The sequence below is a fragment of the Microcoleus sp. PH2017_08_TRC_O_A genome (genome assembly GCF_020738665.1).
Classification (GTDB): Bacteria; Cyanobacteriota; Cyanobacteriia; order Cyanobacteriales; family Microcoleaceae; genus Microcoleus.
The window spans coordinates 1-15,458 of the sequence record NZ_JAEQCE010000028.1 but is presented as its reverse complement, the minus strand read 5'-3'; the positions used below and the strand labels follow the sequence as shown (position 1 = coordinate 15,458).

The following is a 15,458-nucleotide window of genomic DNA, read 5'->3' as shown; positions in this document are numbered from 1 at the left end:
CTAGAAGGCTAAATCCAAAAGCTCGATCGTTAAAACATGAGAAGTTGGGAATATTGGTTGAACACTGTGATTCTGTCTAGCCAGCAAAATCCGCCTCGGTTTGTTGAGTTGGTGATGTTGACTTTGGCGATGATTTTTCTCGGGCTGTGGAGTGTAACGTTGCAGTGGCAGTATTTAACGCTGTCTTTGAGTTATATCATTGGTTCCTCTTTCTCAATTTTGGTGCGGGAATATATCGGGCCGCGGCCTCAATTTCAGTGGACTCATTTCACTGCTTTGTTATTGTTAATTATCAGTTTTTATAGTTTTGCTGAATTGATTAGATAGTTGAGAGGTTGTGAAGGAACCACCGGCGGGACGCCTGTTCCACCACAGAATCACCACCACAGAATCACAGGCGAGACGCCTGTTCCACCACAGACTACAGGCGGGAGGATTATTTTAGATTCTAATGGGATTGATGCAAAATTAGGCGATTTCCGGCGGGATCGAAGGCATAGATTTCTAAACCGTGTGAGGCTTTGATAATTTCTCCGGCGGGGGGATATCCTAAGGCCCAGATTCGGGCGATCGCAGTTTCGATATTGCTGACTTCCAAACACAAACTCATGCCTGTTTTGGCTCGATTTGCAAATTCCGATTTGTGGGAATCTTTGGGTTTGAATATGCCGAGTCTCAGGCCGGGGAGTTGAAATTCAGCATAATTATTGGGAATGTAAGGGTTTGGTTCTAGGTCGAGAAATTTGGTGTAAAATTTAACGAGAACTTCTTTGTCAAGGTCTGCTAAAGTCACGAAGGCTGCGCTGTATTGGAAACTCATATAAATGGGTAATGGGTAATTGGTAATTGGAGATTGGGGGAATTGGCAATGGGAAAATCGCTTTACCTATGCAATAGATTCCCCTTCTCAAGTCTTTCGATTACCCAACTTTCAACATCTTCTTCTTGAAGAACCTTTGCACCAAGTTCTGAGTACGTCGAGGTAGCTTGCTGATAATTTTGCTGAGATTCTTGATAGTTATCAGCGTCTTTTTTTGGCGGTAGTGCCATGATTGCAATAGGAAAATTAGGTTGACACTGTTTTACATCAGTAATCATCCAAAACAGAGATTTTTGCAGGTGTTCCGGTATCTTCACCTCAAATGATACACCGTGTGCTGCCAAGTAAGGTTGCCCATTAGCAACAACTGCATCAAACTTGTGAGAGTCTCGACTACCCTGCACGGAATAACTTGTTTTTAGGAGTTCTTTAGCATCATTTTTCACGTACTTTTGAAAAACATTTCTAAATTTAGAAGTGGTCAATCTTGCAGCATCTTGGCGGTCACGTCGATGCGGCTTTTGGGAATTCAAATCTACCAAAAAATTACTAGCAATATCTTCTAGTAAACTATCGACATCTGCTAAGGAGCCACGAGGTTCTGTCCACTGAATACTATTGAGCCAATCCTGGGCAATTTTATTTAAACGTTCCTGATAAGGAGCATTTGGGTTATCCCCAGGAAAAATCAATCCACAGTCAGCAGCTTGGGACATTCGCTGAGCAAACTCTTTCAAGAAAGTAACATCTTCCATGCCAAAATGCCGCACCCGCTCCCAGTTTGTGAGAAACTGAACGCGCACCTGTTCTTCGTTAAAAGCAACAACGCCAATATTAATCCGTTCGTTAGCAATTGGATTGGGAACGTATTGAACGATACTATACTTGCTTGCCATTGTTTCCGCCTTTTTGTCTGACAGTGGCTATAAGAGCGCCAGTAAATCCTGTCTTCTTTTAACAATATACTCTACCATGGTAACACGCTCGTCAATTGTAAATCCCCATTCCCTGGGCGGAGCAGCCACAGCTTGAATAATGCTTTCTTCGCTGACAGCATCGAGAAGCATAAGTCCCTGGCTAATCTCCTCTGGCTTTAGTTGACATTTAGAAACAAGGTGGGGGTTTATCTCAGCATTAGCAGCTTCGAGCAAGTCGCGCTGGTTCCACTTTGGGCCGCCTGGAAAGAAATGACCGTGGTCTACAGAGTAAACTAAATTGGGACGAAAATTTTGATAGATGAATTGACAGTCATTAGCATATACCCATCCGTACAGCAAAATCAGCAAAGCAAACCTTTCGCGGTTTTCGGGCTGGTTTGTGTGCTTGATTTCTTCTCTTTCGGCAGAACATTTAGGGATGTAAAGCGTAGCATGAGCCGTTCCAGGAGTAAGATAAGAAAATCTAGAATCTTCAGCAATTAGTTCCTCATAAATTTCAACAATACAAGGTTCTCCCACAGGTGCTCCGATTGCGATACCGAGTCTTGCTACCACCTGATCGTTGACGATTTGACGCCCTGCTTGTTGCCCCTTGATGACATATTCCCGCTTATCAATGCCCCGTGCTAAAACTGGACGTGCGGCAGAAGCCCACCCTGAATGAAAGGTAATGATAATTATCGGATCTTCAGCTCGATCGATTCCGGCTTCTAAACAATCTTTCCACCTTTTTCTTCTCTCTTGCTTAGTCTCTGCACTATCGCTCACAATAATTTTGCAGTCATAAATTTGCTGGAAAATTATACATTATCACTTTAGATAGCAAGACTCAACGATTTTTTTTCTCGTGCTGCGAAGGAGACAAAGGAAGAGGAAAGCAAGAGTTCGCGAAAAATTCGGCAAGGATTGCTACACATTCTTAAAATCCGCCAATTCGTCCAACTATTTTGATTTTACCTTGTTCGTCGCTTTTGAGAATCACAGCTTCGCCGCTTTGGGGAACAATATTTGTAATTGCTGTAATATTTACTTGATGAGTTACCATAATAATAGCGCCTTTTGTGTTGCGGTTGTCAACAATTAATTTGCGGATTGTCGCTGTTTGTCGGGCTTCTTGGCTGCTGTCGCTAAAGAACGAGTTAAGTGTTCTTAATGGCTCGACTTTGCCTAAATTTATTAGTTTTGCTGTTTCCAGACACCGACACCACTGACTTGATAAAACTCTGGCAATTTTGATGTTGCGGTTGCGAAATTCGGCTCCAATTTGCTGGGCTTGGGTTCTTCCCTGGGCTGATAAGTTGCGCTGGGTGGAACAGTCGCCCAATTTAAAGTTAGCAGGATCTCCGGTTCCAGGGGCGATCGCGTGTCGCATTGCCACCACCAACCCTGTCTCGCCCCGCTGCAACAGTTGCCATCCCGCTTGAGTCTGGGCGTTGGTTGCTGCGTCAGAAGTTGCAGTTGCATTGATTATGCCGATCGACAATACTAAAGCTAGCGAGCCGAAAAACCATTGACCGTTGAGGTGAATCCGCACAGCCATTGTTCCAGAACCTAGAAATTATCTTATCATATTGTAATACAACAAATATTTCTCTATGGAACTCACCAATTTTATTGCTCTGTCTGTCATTGTTGTGGCTGCCCTGGGGATTGGCATGGGAACAATGACTTGGGCTTACTCCGGTAAGGGCAGCATTTCGGTACTGTTTAAAGAACCTATTTTAAACTCGCCAGAATTTCCCGATACTGACAGCGGTAGGAAAGCTGCGGCTTATTTCCAAGCTGGAATTGAGGCTTATCAGTCGGGAAATTACCGCAAAGCTGAAGATAAATTTACTAGCGCCATACAAGAGGTTTCAACGGCAGAGGCTTACCACAATCGCGGTTTGATTTTTGCGAATTTGCGATCGGATGGTGAGGCTGTTGCAGATTTGATCCGTGCTAGCGAATTATACCAAGAGCAGGGTAATGGAAGTGCGATCGACAGCATCAAACAAAACCTGGAAGCGTTGAAGCAGCGCAAGTTAGAACGGGAGAAGCAAAAATAGATCAAAAAATAATAACGAAATTCCCGGCTTTTTTAAGAAGTCGGGAATCAGAGAGGGCAAGCTGAATTTACGTTTGCTGCCAATCAAATTTAAATATTAGTTATGATTTTAAAATAGTCTTGTATCTTCGATTCTGTCAATTTGAGCAATCAACATTTCTCGGCTACAAGCAACGTGTCGATAATTAGTAATTGGATCGTAAGCTTCCCATTCTTGAGTTACTTCGCGGTCTTGCCACATAAACCATTCGCGGTAAATTTCGCCTTCATCAATATCGGCGCATACAGCCAGCCAATCATCTCCTCCCAAACTGCTGTAATCTCCTCCCACTAAGTCGATCCAAGCAGCAGCGATACAATAGTCCATGTTACTGTGAGAATTCATCCCATGATTGTTGGAATTAATTTTTTGAGAGTGTACGGAAGTTTCGGGGAAGCAAAGAGTAGATTTCATATGTATTTCCTGAATGTCATGTTGTTACTTTAGAAAAAATCCCTGAGTCATGGTGTTCGCCAAATGCCACTATCCGTACCTTCACACTTTTTCGCTCGATCGCGGATGACGGGCGATCGCACTCAAACGTTTGTCCTGTATAACTTGAGAGTGTGTTTCTGCGTACAAGCAACAGACGCTAAATTCAGCCAATTCGCCAACTGGCACAAGGGCGAAGCTGGAACCCATAGTTAGGAATCACGGACTAAGGTTATACTTGCTGAGGGGGTTAGTTTCAGTACAGTTTGCAAAGTCGATCGATAATTAATCAGGTCAATATGCTAGAGCTTCACTGCCATACAACTTACTCCGACGGTACTCTCACCCCCAGCCAACTCGTAGCAGCCGCCGCTGCCTCAGGAGTTAGGGCTTTAGCCATCACGGATCACGATACGATGTCGGGTTGGGACGAAGCCTTCGCCGCCGCTAGCTTGTACAATCTAGAAATAGTACCAGGGCTAGAACTCAGTACGGTACATAACGGTCGATCGCTGCATATTTTAGGTTTTTATCCCGATGCAAATAAGCTGCGAGATCCTTTGAAAGCGCGCCTGGAAGGACGGTTTCGGCGATCGCAGGAAATGGTAGAAAAACTAGCAGCAATGGGATACGCGATCGAACTGCCAACAACATCCCCAGGAATGGCACCGGGAAGGCCTCACATTGCCTCTGCACTGGTAAAAGCGGGTCACGCAAAATCATCGCGAGAAGCCTTCGATAGGTGGCTGGGAGACAACGGCCCGGCTTACGTGCATTACGAGAAATTCTCGATCGCAGAAGGCATCGATTTACTCAAGAGTTGCGGCGCAGTACCAGTCTGGGCTCACCCTTATTTGTTTCGCGGCGGCGCTGTTGAGGAAGTCTTGAAAGAATTAGTAGATGCTGGTTTAATGGGAGTTGAAGTATACCATCCCAGCCACAGTTCCAGCCAAATTCATAAGTTAAAACAATTGTGCCTCGATCGCGGTTTGCTGATGACAGGTGGCAGCGATTATCACGGCCCCGAAGTAGAAAGAAATGAAAGGAAAGGTGTTGAAACTACTCACTTGAATATGCTGCATATACCGTTAGAATTGCTCGAACCGATTAAAGTTGCAGCGGCGAGTTTAAAATAGTTTGTAACTTTTTGGGCGGGCTAGAAGCCCACCCCACAATAATTTGAGTATAACTGTAGGGTGCGTGACTCAGTTTTTATCAGAGTAAATCTGAATAATCAAGTCATTCTGACGCACCCTACTACTGCGGTTTCTGTATCAATAAAATATTGGGCAAAAACTCTACTGAAAACCAATAAAAATCAAAATCAACATAAATTAATGTGAAGTTAGCGAGCAACTTCTGTTGAGCTAATGTTAGGGTGGTAGTAGCGTTCAACTACTCAATGGAGCTGATTATGAGTACAGAAGACAGAGCAAAGGCGATCGGCAAAAACGTAGAAGGCAAAGCTCAGGAAATTTTCGGTAACATCACGGGCAATAAAAAAGACCAGGCAGAAGGCAAAGCGAAACAAGCGGAATCCGCCGCCCGCCACGCAGCAGAAGATGTGAAAGATGCGGTAAAAAATCTGACGGATAAGGCCAAAAGGGCGATCGACAAATTGTAAGCTGTCGGGCATCTAGATTGTATTTGTGGGGCGGGCTTCCCGCCCGCCCCAAAAGATTTTAATCAAAATTAAATCTAAGATTTAGAGGCGTCTGGGCAGATAAAATATTAAAGCTATTCCTTATTAAGAGGTATGAATGGATTCTATTAGAGTGGAAAGATTACGCTGTCTGGCTGACACTGGCTATATTGAGTTAAAGCCTATAACTGTTCTTCTTGGGCAAAACAGTTCAGGTAAGAGTAGTTTTCTGCGTATTCTTCCTCTATTGAAACAAAGCCTAGAATCTAGAACAACTGGGCCAATACTTTGGTCAGGTCGCCTAGTTGACTTCGGTAATTTTGAGGATGCTCATCAAACAGGAGCAGAAGATAATATTGAATTTTCTTTTAACTTCAAGCTCGAATCAAGACAGTTTCCCTCTGCTAGAGATTTTTCTTACTTTCTTTTTTCGGGAGAAGCAAAGATTTTAAACACTTGTGATATAACGTTAACTCTCCAAGTCTCAGAAAATAAAAAGAAAGAAACAACAAGAACAAGTAGAATCTTTTTGCAGCTTGAAGATTCAAAAATCCAATTATCTTTTGGTGAGGATGATTCTCTAACGGACTTTTTCGTAAATTCATTTAACGTTTTAAATTTGGGTAATAAATATGTTACTAGAAAATTTGACAGGAGTCTGATTCTGCCAACTATTACTGAAAGTGAGCAAAAAAAAGAATATGAATTTGAAAAATCATCCTCACTATCTCCTGGTTTTGTGAGATATCGTTCTCGCTTCAGAGCTTTATTTCAAGCTTTGATAGACAAAACCAAAGAGACGGCTCATCATGCAACTAAGTTAGAGACTATTATTCAAATGGCACTCTCTTTTGGTCTCGGCAACTCAGAAAATATGTTAAAAGATATTCAAGAAAATAATATTGCTGGCAAATCTTGGAAGAATAAAACTAAGAATTGGACAGTTGAGACAAAAGATTTTAAAGATTTAAGGGATCTGATTATCGCAAATGCGATACCTTTTATTCTTGAAAAATGTGATGATACACTAGCGAACTTCTCAAAGAATATTAGCTATATTGGGCCAGTACGAGCTACAGCAGAGCGTTATTACCGAACTCAAGATTTAGCTGTTGATGAAGTGGATTACCAAGGTAATAATCTTGCAATGTTTTTACGCAATCTAACTGATTCAGAAATGAAAAACTTTTCTACCTGGACTTTAGATAATTTTGGATTTAAGCCATCAATTAAATCTAGCCTTGGTCACATTTCAGTAAAAATTCGTTCTAAAAATTCTGATAAATACCTGAATGTTGCTGATACTGGATTTGGTTTTTCTCAAATTCTTCCTGTTATTACTCAATTATGGTTACTAAGTTCATTTCGTCGAGTAAACCGAGGAACAATAACCTACGCTATTGAGCAACCTGAGTTACATCTTCATCCCCGTCTGCAAGGAACTTTAACAGATGCATTGGTTAAGTCAATCAAAGCAGCTAAGGAGAAGAAGATTCAGCTACGTTTAATGATTGAAACCCATAGTGAAGTATTGGTAAATCGCCTCGGACAATTAGTTTCCGAAGGTAAAATTTCTCCTGATGAAATCAACATTGTTTTATTTGAGCCATGCGATAAACCAGGAGAAGTAAGAATAAGAAACTCTCAATTCAATTCAGATGGGTATCTTTTAAACTGGCCGCTAGATTTTTTCGAGATGGAACTTGTATAAATGCTAATTTTGATTGATAGCTCTGTAGTAGATAAGGGAGATGAAAATACTTGGGACGATGAGACTGTTTTGGCTTTAGAAAATCTTGCATCTGCCCGTCGGGAAGGTAAGCATATAGTAATGGCTAAGAGAGAAACTTTTAAAAAAATTGCTCAATGCTCTCGTTTATCTCAATTTGCTAGAAAAATTTACCATAAGTTATACAACCAATCTACACAATTTCAATCCTATCTTTCGGCGGTAACAAGATATATTGAAATTGTTAATCCTTGTTATGAACCAGCAGTGATTTCTGATTCAGGTAAGCAAATTATTAAAGTTGGCCCACGTTTTTTTAATGATTCAGAGTCTGTACAGAAAACCATACTCTTGTGTGAAAATAGTGATGATGCTGTTTTATACGAAATTATAGCAAAAGTTTATCTTATATGGAAAAAGATGAATGTAAAAATAGTATGCGAACCTAGAGGTGGTGGTGGTAATACAATTTCTAGTGAGTATATTAATATTCAAAAATTTAAAAAACGCTTTTGCCTTTGTATTGTAGATAGCGATAAAATTGCTCCTGATGGAAATCTAGGCTCGACGGCATCTCGCCTCCAAGCTTTGAGCGATTCTACTTGTATAAATACGGAAAATTTTATTCTTGATTGCCGTGAAGTTGAAAACTTAATACCTAATTCAATTTTATCTGAACTGTGTTCCAAAAATCAGGAAAGACTCAAAGCATTAAAATTTTTTGAAGATATTAGTAGTAGTGCAGTCGATATTAGGTATTTTTTAGATATAAAAAAAGGAACTAGAATGAAGGAAGTTATTCAATCAAGTAACCCTAATATTAAGTCTTTTTGGGAAGTAAAGATTTCTATGAGTCCCCATATATTAAGTTGTATAGATAATTGGTGTCAAGTTAACTGGCAATGCAGTAGTAGTGGAGAATGTCAATGTAAAATCTCACTGGGATTTGGAGAAAGTACGCTCAGCAATACCGTTGAATATCTTAAACAAAAAAGTCCTCATGAGATTGCCAGAATAATTGATAAGTCCATGGTTTCTGATTGGGAAAAGATGGGACAGGTTGTGATGAACTGGTGCATTGCTGAAAGTCCTATTCGTGCTTGATACTTTGCTATTACTTGTTTATTTATAAAGGCGAAGCGCCTAAATCTGCGGTTAAAAATCCGGTTCCGCAGCTAAAAGTTCGATCGCCAAATCCATCTTATCCTTCCCCCGCGCCAGAAAACCTTCGCACTCCTGCAAACACTCCACAGCCACCGCAAACTGCTCAAAAACCTCCTCTAGAGGCAACTCTCCCGACTCCACTCGATCGATAATCGCCTCAATGCGATCGACCGTTTCCTCATAATTCCAGCCAGACTGACGCAACTGCGAGTTAACCATAACATTTATTCTGCATCCAAAACTTCCACAATCTTAACCTTCAGCACACCGCGACTCAACCTCACCGTCAACTCCTCGCCCAATTCCAAACCCTCAGTTTGGCGGACAATCGTACCGTCACCTTGGATTACCGCCGCATAACCCCTTTCCAAAACCGCCGCCGGATTTAGCGCCGCTAACTTTTCTTGCAATATCTCCAGTTTACCAGTTGCTTGCCGCAAAGTTCGCGATGTCGCAGGCAACCGTTTTAAGCGATTTTGTAGCTGTTGCAAATGCTGTTCTTCTTGCTGAAATCTTGCCCTCACAACACTTGCTAAATTCAGCATTCTCTGCCTGTGTTCCCAGTAAATATTTGCCAAAATTGGTACGGCTTGAGTAGCGGCCGCCGTCGGAGTATGCGCTCGTTTATCTGCTACTAAATCTGCCAGAGATTCGTCTCTTTCGTGGCCGATGCCTGTAATAATTGGAATTGTGCAATTCGCGATCGCCCTGACGACTCTTTCATCGTTAAAACAAGCCAAATCCTCCGCAGAACCGCCGCCCCGCCCTAAAATTATGACATCCGCCCTACCGTCCAATTCTACACGGGCGATCGCCCTAACAATCGCAGCAGCAGCCAAATCCCCCTGCACCAAAGTGGGCGACAGCAACACCTGCAAACCCGGATATCTCTGTGCTAACGTGCGCTGAATATCCCCCCACGCAGCGCCAGTATCCGATGTCACCACCGCCACAATCTGCGGGTGTGCGGGAATCGGGCGCTTTCTGGCGCGATCGAAGAAACCCTCAGCTTCCAAGCGCGATCGCAATTGCTGCAACCGCAAAGCCTCCAATCCTTCGCCACCCGGTAGCGATTTGGAAACAATCAACTTGTAATCCCCGCGAGGTTCGTAAACCTGAATGCTTCCGAAAACCAGCAATTGCTCGCCTTTTACGGGCATTCGTCGCAAGTTTTGCTGTTGATAAGTCCACACCACGCAGGTAATCGCAGCGCTTGTGTCGGGATCGCGTAGAGTGAAATAACAGCCGCTGGAATGCCGCGAAACGTTGGACACCTCGCCCGTTAGCCAAATCGATCGCAGGTGGCGATCGCCCTCCAGCAATTCTTTCAGGTATGATGTTAGTCCGCCCACCGATAACGTTGTGTCAGGGAAAATTGAATTCATTAAACAATTGTAGATTTGAGATTTGAGATTTGAGATTTAGGCTACTATATCTAAGGTATTTATTTGTAGGTCTATCCTCTGCGAGGGCTTCTCTACCGGCGAAGGTAAATTAACAGCAAACAAACTAATGATATCAGATGTCATGACTTCGATGAATGTGCTGCGCCAAGAGGCTGCGGCGATCGGCATTACTGATGCCGAAGCCAGAAAATATGGCGATCTCAGACATAAAAGAACTTGGTCTTTGGCGATCGAACATCACCTCTCGATGCAAGATTTTGCCGATCGCGAAGCCCTCGAAGAAGATCGCACAGCATCCGATTCTGACAGCGCACTCAGCCGCTCTCAGACTGAAGAGTCGAAAGACTACGGCATTCAGCTAACGGCGAACCTGGGTGAATCTGGAGTCAAAACAGATAACAAAACAGCATCTGGGGCTTCGTTGCAACAGCCAGGAATGGCGATCCTCTTCGAGGGCTTCGCTAACGGGCGATCGCCCAACAATTCCGATTACCGCACCAACCCAAACAGAGGTTTTAAACAAGTAGTTCAAAACCACATTAAAGCATTGACAATTGCCTCAGCATCCCGCACAATTCAGCTAAATTCACAACTCAACAATTGGGTTTGTCCCGAGTGCAGCCCCGAGGGCGAATCGGGTTGTCACCTGTGCGCCGGAGAAGGCAATGTCAGCGACATTGCAGCTATTGGCTGGACACTAGCTTATATGGAAATGTTGGGATGTTCTGCTCGCGAAATAGAACCGCTCAGGAAATTTTCGCCTGCGTCCGAAACTCTAGAATTGAATTTAAAATCTTGTGTTGCTATCAAGAAAAGTACCGAAGTTTTAGCGCGTACTAATTGGTAATTGGTAATTGGTAATTGGTAATTGGTAATTGGTAATTGGTAATTGGTAATTGGTAATTGGTAATTGGTAATTGGTAATTGGTAATTGGTTCTCAAAAAAGTGAGGTATGCCCTATGCCCGGTTTGCCCTATGCCCAATCGTCCGCGAATCTTTCGCTCGAAAGGCTATAATATCAAATCATCATCATATCATTTCCGGTCGCTGACAAACAACACGGATTCTAGTTTTTTTAAAGCAACTTCTAAATCGTCGTTGACAACTTGGAAGTCGAATTCGCCCGCAGCTTCAATCTCCTCTTTAGCCCGCAGCAACCGACGGGCGATCGCAATTTCGGAATCTTGACCCCGACTCCGCAGCCTGCGCTCCAATTCTTCCCAAGAAGGAGGTAAAATAAAAATTCGCAAAGCTTCAGAAAACTTATTTCTAATTTGCCTTGCTCCTTCGAGTTCAATTTCCAGGATTACCCATTTTCCCTCGCCGATTCCCTGTTTGAGAGCAAAAAATGGAGTACCGTAAAAATTGCCAGCAAACTCAGCCCATTCAGCCAATTCGCCAGCCTCAACCATTTCCTCAAAACGGCTGCGGCTGACAAAATAGTAGTGTTGTCCCTCAATTTCTCCCTCGCGGGGCTTACGAGTTGTCACCGATACCGAAAGATATAATTCGGGATGGCGGTTGAGGAGCGATCGCACTAGGGTGCCTTTCCCCACACCGCTAGGCCCCGTCAGAACAATTAATTTACCGGATTTCATTTTTAGAAGAGAAACGTGTCACAATTTGAGTTTTCGCTTACTCTAGACTGTAAGTGCTCAAATTGCAACCAACAAACCTCAATCATCCCGACCTTGACCGTCTTTGCCGATCGCAAAACGATTAGCAACCGTTTCCGGCTGAATCGCCGAGAGGATAACGTGACTCGAATCAGTAATAATTACCGCCCTCGTGCGGCGGCCGTAAGTAGCATCAACCAGTTGTCCGCGCTCCCGCGCATCAGTAATTATACGCTTAATTGGCGCTGACTCGGGACTGACAATGGCAATCACTCGGTTAGCCGACACAATATTACCAAAGCCGATATTAATTAATTGAATATCCATGAATATCTCAATCTATAGGTGAACAAGTAACTATCAATCCTTACTTATTATCATATATAAATACATTTTTTCTGGCAAGTTAAAATTATTCATAACAAAAAGTTTTAAATTTTCACCTTCATTTTTTGCTCTTTTTTGAAGCAGAGTCTGCCAATCTTTATCAAAACTTTAAAAAACTACCGCTGGTGACCGCTGGATGTTAAAGATTCGGTAAAATTCTCAATTTTTCGTTGCGAATAAAAGCTTTAGCTGTATGGAGAAAACCGCCAGTAAATGTTGCGAAATATAAAGGAAGTTTCAGGTGGAGGGAAAGTTAAGTACCATCACTGATTAATGATAGAAAATATTCACGAAAGGCAGTTTATACTGACAGTATTGAGATTGATGCTGCTTTGATGGGCCTTCAAGCTAATCCAAAAGCTGCTGGCGATTACCTACGGGATAGCCACGTGGCGCATACATCATCCCCAATTTTTCACAAAAAGATTGGGGATGATGTGCCAAACTACAGATGTTTGTTGCATGATGTTCTACAAAAAAAATGTTTCGTAGTGAGGACTTTAGTCCTATTAATACCAATTTAAAAGTGTTACTATAACCCTTCGATATTGTTCTTATAAAATTAGGTACGTTGTTGGGCTTTAGCCCTCTTTAGAAGTATAGATAAAGAGGGCTAAAGCCCAACAACGTACCTTTATTTATTAATATGAAAGTTGCGTCTAATACGCCATCCGAACTTTAAGGGATTAGGGATTAGGGGGAATCTACCTTAAGTGAACTGTATTGGATTATATGTAAATAAAAATTATAGGACTAAAGTCCTCACTACAAACTTTTTAATCCCGCTTTTTAGCGGGATTAATGCAGATGAATTTACCTGCATTAATCCTCAATTATTGGACAGTTTGTTAAGCCGCAACTAAACCGCTGTGTCTCAACAAAGCTTTAGTGCTCGGTTCGCGTCCCCGGAATGTTTTAAACACTTCCATCGGGTGCAAACTGCCGCCCAATCCTAACACTGTATCTCGGAAGAGTTTACCTGTAGAGGCGATCGCACTTTCATCTTCCAAACCCGCCTCCTCAAACGCCGCAAAAGCATCAGCACTAAGGACTTCCGCCCATTTATAGCTGTAATAGCCCGCCGCATAGCCGCCCGCAAAAATGTGCCCGAAAGCGCACAAAAATGCGTCTTCTTCCAGAGGAGGCAACACAGTTGTCGTTTTAGCGATGCGGTTGCGGACATCCGCCACAGTTTCGCTGCCGCCCGATCGATAGCGGTGGTGCAATTCAATATCAACACTGCTAAAATGTACTTGCCTGAGCATGGCACTGCCGCTCATGTAGTGGCGCGCTGCTAACAGCTTTTGGTAATAGTGTTCCGGCAAAGTTTCCCCAGTTTGGTAATGTTTTGCCATCCCGAACAAAGTCGCCCTATCGTAACACCAATTTTCCATAAATTGACTTGGCAACTCCACCGCATCCCACTCAACATTATTGATGCCAGAAGCCCCCGGATAGTCTACCGTTGTTAGCATATGCTGCAAACCGTGGCCGAATTCGTGAAACAAAGTTTCTACTTCCACAAAAGTCATTAAACTCGGTTTCCCATCAACCGGAGGGCTTTGGTTGCACACCAAATACGCCACAGGTAAGCGCGTTGTTGTTTTTCCCGCTTCCACAAACTTAGCGCGCACCACGCACTCATCCATCCAAGCACCGCCGCGCTTTTCTTCCGGGCGGCTGTAGGGGTCTAGATAGAAATTGGCGATCGCATTTCCGGCTTCATCATCTATTCTAAAATAGCGCACGTCTTTGTGCCAGACAGGAGCTTGACCGTCCGTCGCCGTTACCGTCACGCCGAACAGCCGCTTTACTAATCCAAATAACCCCTCCAATACCTGCGGCAAAGCAAAATAAGGGCGCAATTCTTCGGCACTAAAAGCAAACTTTTCTTCCCGCTGCCTTTCCGACCAAAAACCGACATCCCAGTGCTTCAAATCCGCAGCTTCCGGCGCACCTTTAGAGGCAGCAAAAGCTTTCAATTCTTCTAAATCTTTGACAGCAGCATCGTAGCTAGCCAAGCGCAATTCTTCTAACAAAGCTTCCACTGCTGTAACGTTAGGAGCCATTTTGCTCGCCAAGCTCAATTCGGCATAACTGCTAAACCCGAGCAAAGCAGCTTTTTCGTGGCGCAGTGCTAAAATGCGATCGGTCAAAGGCCAGTTATTCAAATCTCCACTGCTAGCTCTGCCGATCAAAGCTTTGTACAACTTTTCGCGCAAATCGCGGCGAGTGCTGTGCTGCATGAAAGGCCCGTAACTCGGAAAGTCTAAAGTAATCCGCCAAGGGCCATTTTCGGCATCCGCATTTTCGGCGCCGGCACTGCGAGCCGCTTGAGCTGCTAAACTCAACAAACTCGGCGGTAAACCGTCAATTTCGTCTTTGTTTGTGAGGGTGATACTGAAAGCTTTGGTAGCGTCGAGGACGTGATTGGAAAATTGAGTAGTAATTTCTGCCATTTCTAATTGAATGGCATTGAAACGCTCTTTTTGCTCGCCTTCTAAACCGACGCCGGAGAGTTGAGCATCTCGGAGGGAGGCTTCGACAATTCGCTGTTGAGCTGGCTCTAAACTGTCCCAATTTGGGCTGGCCCGCAGTGCTTTAAAACCTTCATAAAGCGGTTTGCTCTGACTGAGCTTGCTCGCAAATTTTACTACTTCTGGCTGCACTGTTTCGTGAGCCGATCGCAATTCCGGACTATTTTTCACCCCCATCAAATGTCCGACAATGCTCCAAGTCCAATTTAAACGCTCTCCGAGCCGCTGCAATGGTTCTACCAAGCCGCTCCAAGTCGGCTCAACAGAGGCTTCTAAGGCAGCTAACTCGGCTTCTAGTTCCGTCAGCAGTTGCGTAACGGCGGGGACTACGTGTTCTGGTGCGATCGCATCAAACGGTGGCAATCCTTTGCCAATTAATAACGGGTTATCAGTAACAGTTACGGTTGCGGTCATTTAATTTTCTTGTAACAGGTTGAAAACAGGTGAACTAGACAGATTACCTTTTCAATTTGTAACACAGTTGTCTAAAAAATTCGACTCCAGCCGGGAGAGGGGGAGAGGGGGAGAAGGGGAGAAGGGGAAAATCTTCCTTCTGAGTGATGACTAATGACCAATTACAACTGCCAACTATCAACTGCCAACTGCCAACGGGAGCATCTCATTTTTTAAACAAGCATTTTTTATTATAGTGCGAGCGTCCCCGCTCGCGAGTATTGCAATACTCGCGAGCGGGGACGC

Annotated in this window: 19 protein-coding genes; 8 read left to right on the top strand and 11 right to left on the bottom strand. The window is 43.5% G+C overall.

Translation table 11 applies throughout. From position 1 onward, the window contains the following. The first annotated feature begins 36 nt into the window (after window positions 1–36). Window positions 37–327, top strand: coding sequence for a hypothetical protein (locus JGK22_RS11790; protein WP_293176112.1), 291 nt, complete (start codon window positions 37–39; stop codon window positions 325–327). Window positions 328–448: 121 nt separating this feature from the next. Here JGK22_RS11790 and JGK22_RS11785 read toward each other — a convergent pair whose 3' ends face one another. The 4 genes from JGK22_RS11785 to JGK22_RS11770 form a co-directional block, all read right to left on the bottom strand. Continuing rightward, window positions 449–820, bottom strand: coding sequence for a VOC family protein (locus JGK22_RS11785; protein WP_293191180.1), 372 nt, complete (start codon window positions 818–820; stop codon window positions 449–451). Window positions 821–882: 62 nt separating this feature from the next. Beyond that, window positions 883–1,716: a DUF3037 domain-containing protein gene (locus JGK22_RS11780; protein WP_293176116.1), complete on the bottom strand. Its 834-nt coding sequence runs from the start codon at window positions 1,714–1,716 to the stop codon at window positions 883–885. Window positions 1,717–1,743: 27 nt separating this feature from the next. Next, a complete protein-coding gene (locus JGK22_RS11775) occupies window positions 1,744–2,526 on the bottom strand; it encodes a HipA family kinase (RefSeq protein ID WP_293197097.1) in 783 nt (260 codons plus the stop codon). 151 nt (window positions 2,527–2,677) lie between these two features. Next, the gene (locus JGK22_RS11770; protein WP_293312923.1) at window positions 2,678–3,298 is read right to left on the bottom strand and encodes a histidine phosphatase family protein; all 621 of its coding nucleotides are present in this window, start codon (window positions 3,296–3,298) and stop codon (window positions 2,678–2,680) included. A gap of 55 nt (window positions 3,299–3,353) precedes the next feature. Between JGK22_RS11770 and JGK22_RS11765 the strand changes: the two genes are divergently transcribed. Beyond that, window positions 3,354–3,806: a hypothetical protein gene (locus JGK22_RS11765; protein ID WP_293176122.1), complete on the top strand. Its 453-nt coding sequence runs from the start codon at window positions 3,354–3,356 to the stop codon at window positions 3,804–3,806. 108 nt (window positions 3,807–3,914) lie between these two features. Here JGK22_RS11765 and JGK22_RS11760 read toward each other — a convergent pair whose 3' ends face one another. Next, window positions 3,915–4,259, bottom strand: coding sequence for a hypothetical protein (locus JGK22_RS11760; RefSeq protein WP_293197095.1), 345 nt, complete (start codon window positions 4,257–4,259; stop codon window positions 3,915–3,917). A 63-nt stretch (window positions 4,260–4,322) separates the two neighbouring features. On the opposite strand from JGK22_RS11760, the gene JGK22_RS11755 reads away from it, so the two are divergent. The 5 genes from JGK22_RS11755 to JGK22_RS11735 all read left to right on the top strand — a co-directional run bounded on the left by JGK22_RS11755 (window position 4,323) and on the right by JGK22_RS11735 (window position 8,752). After that, on the top strand, window positions 4,323–4,493 hold the full coding sequence (locus JGK22_RS11755) for a hypothetical protein (RefSeq protein ID WP_293197094.1): 171 nt from the start codon (window positions 4,323–4,325) through the stop codon (window positions 4,491–4,493). A gap of 83 nt (window positions 4,494–4,576) precedes the next feature. Next, the gene (locus tag JGK22_RS11750) at window positions 4,577–5,413 is read left to right on the top strand and encodes a PHP domain-containing protein (protein ID WP_293205596.1); all 837 of its coding nucleotides are present in this window, start codon (window positions 4,577–4,579) and stop codon (window positions 5,411–5,413) included. 278 nt (window positions 5,414–5,691) lie between these two features. After that, window positions 5,692–5,901 carry a CsbD family protein gene (locus JGK22_RS11745; protein WP_293176130.1) on the top strand — a complete coding sequence of 70 codons (210 nt, stop codon included), beginning with the start codon at window positions 5,692–5,694 and terminating at the stop codon, window positions 5,899–5,901. Window positions 5,902–6,037: 136 nt separating this feature from the next. Next, the gene (locus JGK22_RS11740; protein WP_293176132.1) at window positions 6,038–7,630 is read left to right on the top strand and encodes an AAA family ATPase; all 1,593 of its coding nucleotides are present in this window, start codon (window positions 6,038–6,040) and stop codon (window positions 7,628–7,630) included. Beyond that, complete coding sequence (locus JGK22_RS11735) at window positions 7,631–8,752, top strand: hypothetical protein (RefSeq protein ID WP_293191179.1); 1,122 nt, start codon at window positions 7,631–7,633, stop codon at window positions 8,750–8,752. Between the two features lie 51 nt (window positions 8,753–8,803). Here JGK22_RS11735 and xseB read toward each other — a convergent pair whose 3' ends face one another. Together xseB and xseA are read right to left on the bottom strand one after the other, a co-directional pair. Next, window positions 8,804–9,031, bottom strand: coding sequence for an exodeoxyribonuclease VII small subunit (gene xseB, locus JGK22_RS11730; RefSeq protein WP_293176136.1), 228 nt, complete (start codon window positions 9,029–9,031; stop codon window positions 8,804–8,806). A 5-nt stretch (window positions 9,032–9,036) separates the two neighbouring features. Beyond that, window positions 9,037–10,197 (bottom strand): exodeoxyribonuclease VII large subunit, encoded by a 1,161-nt coding sequence (xseA, locus tag JGK22_RS11725; protein WP_293312920.1) that lies wholly within the window; start codon window positions 10,195–10,197, stop codon window positions 9,037–9,039. A 127-nt stretch (window positions 10,198–10,324) separates the two neighbouring features. On the opposite strand from xseA, the gene JGK22_RS11720 reads away from it, so the two are divergent. Then, on the top strand, window positions 10,325–11,065 hold the full coding sequence (locus tag JGK22_RS11720) for a hypothetical protein (protein WP_293312918.1): 741 nt from the start codon (window positions 10,325–10,327) through the stop codon (window positions 11,063–11,065). On the opposite strand, the gene JGK22_RS33260 is transcribed toward JGK22_RS11720, so the two are convergent. The 4 genes from JGK22_RS33260 to JGK22_RS11705 all read right to left on the bottom strand — a co-directional run bounded on the left by JGK22_RS33260 (window position 11,055) and on the right by JGK22_RS11705 (window position 15,173). Further along, a complete protein-coding gene (locus JGK22_RS33260) occupies window positions 11,055–11,150 on the bottom strand; it encodes a hypothetical protein (protein WP_363319166.1) in 96 nt (31 codons plus the stop codon). The two genes, JGK22_RS11720 and JGK22_RS33260, sit on opposite strands and share 11 nt — an antisense overlap. Before the next feature lie 103 nt (window positions 11,151–11,253). Continuing rightward, complete coding sequence (gene gmk / locus JGK22_RS11715; protein ID WP_293191176.1) at window positions 11,254–11,817, bottom strand: guanylate kinase; 564 nt, start codon at window positions 11,815–11,817, stop codon at window positions 11,254–11,256. A gap of 78 nt (window positions 11,818–11,895) precedes the next feature. Further along, window positions 11,896–12,162, bottom strand: a complete 267-nt coding sequence (remA, locus tag JGK22_RS11710; RefSeq protein ID WP_172193250.1) for an extracellular matrix/biofilm regulator RemA — start codon at window positions 12,160–12,162, stop codon at window positions 11,896–11,898. Between the two features lie 908 nt (window positions 12,163–13,070). Beyond that, window positions 13,071–15,173: a M3 family metallopeptidase gene (locus tag JGK22_RS11705; protein WP_293210438.1), complete on the bottom strand. Its 2,103-nt coding sequence runs from the start codon at window positions 15,171–15,173 to the stop codon at window positions 13,071–13,073. Window positions 15,174–15,458: the final 285 nt, after the last annotated feature.

Excerpts from the sequence above, each read along its gene's own strand:
- JGK22_RS11790 (WP_293176112.1), top strand. The coding sequence starts at position 37 with ATGAGAAGTTGGGAATATTGGTTGAACACTGTGATTCTGTCTAGCCAG.
- JGK22_RS11760 (WP_293197095.1), bottom strand. The coding sequence starts at position 4,259 with ATGAAATCTACTCTTTGCTTCCCCGAAACTTCCGTACACTCTCAAAAA.
- JGK22_RS11720 (WP_293312918.1), top strand. The coding sequence starts at position 10,325 with ATGATATCAGATGTCATGACTTCGATGAATGTGCTGCGCCAAGAGGCT.
- gmk (WP_293191176.1), bottom strand. The coding sequence starts at position 11,817 with ATGAAATCCGGTAAATTAATTGTTCTGACGGGGCCTAGCGGTGTGGGG.
- JGK22_RS11735 (WP_293191179.1), top strand. The coding sequence starts at position 7,631 with ATGCTAATTTTGATTGATAGCTCTGTAGTAGATAAGGGAGATGAAAAT.
- xseB (WP_293176136.1), bottom strand. The coding sequence starts at position 9,031 with ATGGTTAACTCGCAGTTGCGTCAGTCTGGCTGGAATTATGAGGAAACG.
- JGK22_RS11750 (WP_293205596.1), top strand. The coding sequence starts at position 4,577 with ATGCTAGAGCTTCACTGCCATACAACTTACTCCGACGGTACTCTCACC.
- JGK22_RS11780 (WP_293176116.1), bottom strand. The coding sequence starts at position 1,716 with ATGGCAAGCAAGTATAGTATCGTTCAATACGTTCCCAATCCAATTGCT.
- JGK22_RS11785 (WP_293191180.1), bottom strand. The coding sequence starts at position 820 with ATGAGTTTCCAATACAGCGCAGCCTTCGTGACTTTAGCAGACCTTGAC.
- JGK22_RS11745 (WP_293176130.1), top strand. The coding sequence starts at position 5,692 with ATGAGTACAGAAGACAGAGCAAAGGCGATCGGCAAAAACGTAGAAGGC.
- JGK22_RS11770 (WP_293312923.1), bottom strand. The coding sequence starts at position 3,298 with ATGGCTGTGCGGATTCACCTCAACGGTCAATGGTTTTTCGGCTCGCTA.
- JGK22_RS11705 (WP_293210438.1), bottom strand. The coding sequence starts at position 15,173 with ATGACCGCAACCGTAACTGTTACTGATAACCCGTTATTAATTGGCAAA.
- xseA (WP_293312920.1), bottom strand. The coding sequence starts at position 10,197 with ATGAATTCAATTTTCCCTGACACAACGTTATCGGTGGGCGGACTAACA.
- JGK22_RS11740 (WP_293176132.1), top strand. The coding sequence starts at position 6,038 with ATGGATTCTATTAGAGTGGAAAGATTACGCTGTCTGGCTGACACTGGC.
- remA (WP_172193250.1), bottom strand. The coding sequence starts at position 12,162 with ATGGATATTCAATTAATTAATATCGGCTTTGGTAATATTGTGTCGGCT.
- JGK22_RS11755 (WP_293197094.1), top strand. The coding sequence starts at position 4,323 with ATGCCACTATCCGTACCTTCACACTTTTTCGCTCGATCGCGGATGACG.
- JGK22_RS11765 (WP_293176122.1), top strand. The coding sequence starts at position 3,354 with ATGGAACTCACCAATTTTATTGCTCTGTCTGTCATTGTTGTGGCTGCC.